Here is a 1,108-nt window from a genome sequence, read left to right on the forward strand (position 1 = left end):
AAAAATGGTTTATAAAATGCAATTCTTTTTATTAAAATTGTGCATAACTCTCTGAAATTATAGGGACAAAGTCAAAAATATTTAACAAATTATTGTGGAGGTTTTATTATGCTCAATAAACCTTCGTGCCTCCCCACAATTCCTAGTTCGAAAAGATTTTATAGTGAATGATTTAATTACTATATTAATTTTATTAGTTTTAATTTTAAAACTGATTAAATAGAACCAAAAATGGCAAGGCAAAAAGAGCACTGGGTGAACTAGTGCTCTTTTTCTTTTTGTGATTGTGTAATTTAATTATTATGTTCTGTGGTTTTTTCAATATTAATAATGCTATCAAAAGCTATACTTTCTTTATAATAAGAACCATCAGTTTGTTTAATTTGAATTGTAATATATGATCAATATAGTTCAGCAATATAACCATAACAATGAGTATAAATATTTTTATAAGTGACCTTGACAAAATCATTAATGGAAAGTTTTTCAAGTGATTTCACCTGATCAATGCTTTCTCATGATATCCGTTGTTCTTGATTGTTTAATGATAAAGTTATACCATCAGTATTCATTGTTGTAATACAACCATAAAAAGTGTAATAACCACCACCCTGTTTAACAATAACATAATCATTTAATTTAAATGGCAACAATGAAACTAAACTTAAAGAATTTCAGGAATAAGTTGTGTCATAGTTGTTTAGTTTTAATCCCTCTTCTGTTATGTGTGTAAGCATGCCGAAATGGTTAGGGTAGGTAGTTCCCGAAGCAATTTGAATTTTTTCACCAATTTTGAAAGAAAATAGTTTGATTGTTTGAATATCAGAATTTAGATAAAAATTACTTGCAACTTTTAACCCATTATCTAAAATTTCTGTAACTGGTCCATAAACATTTTTATTATTATTAAGTAAAATTTCTACCTTGTCGCCCAATTTTATTGGTTGTGAATTTGTGTTGCTATTATCATCATTATTATTATTATTGGTATTATTAATTTGATTATTATCACTACAACTAGTTGCTAATATTGGTAAACTAATTGCTGGTACTAATAAGATAGGCATCAATGAAATTAATTTAAATTTGCTTCTCTCTCTCTCTCTCT

At 26.7% G+C, this 1,108-nt stretch carries 1 protein-coding gene; it reads right to left on the reverse strand.

The genetic code is table 4. The features are described 5' to 3' along the window. Nucleotides 1-293: 293 nt before the first annotated feature. On the reverse strand, nt 294-1,108 hold an 815-nt coding region (locus T383_RS03925; RefSeq protein WP_211246833.1), incomplete at its 5' end, for a hypothetical protein.

Origin of the sequence: Mycoplasmoides alvi ATCC 29626, from assembly GCF_000701785.1 — a bacterium.
Taxonomy (GTDB): Bacteria; Bacillota_I; Bacilli_A; order Mycoplasmatales; family Mycoplasmoidaceae; genus Mycoplasmoides; species Mycoplasmoides alvi.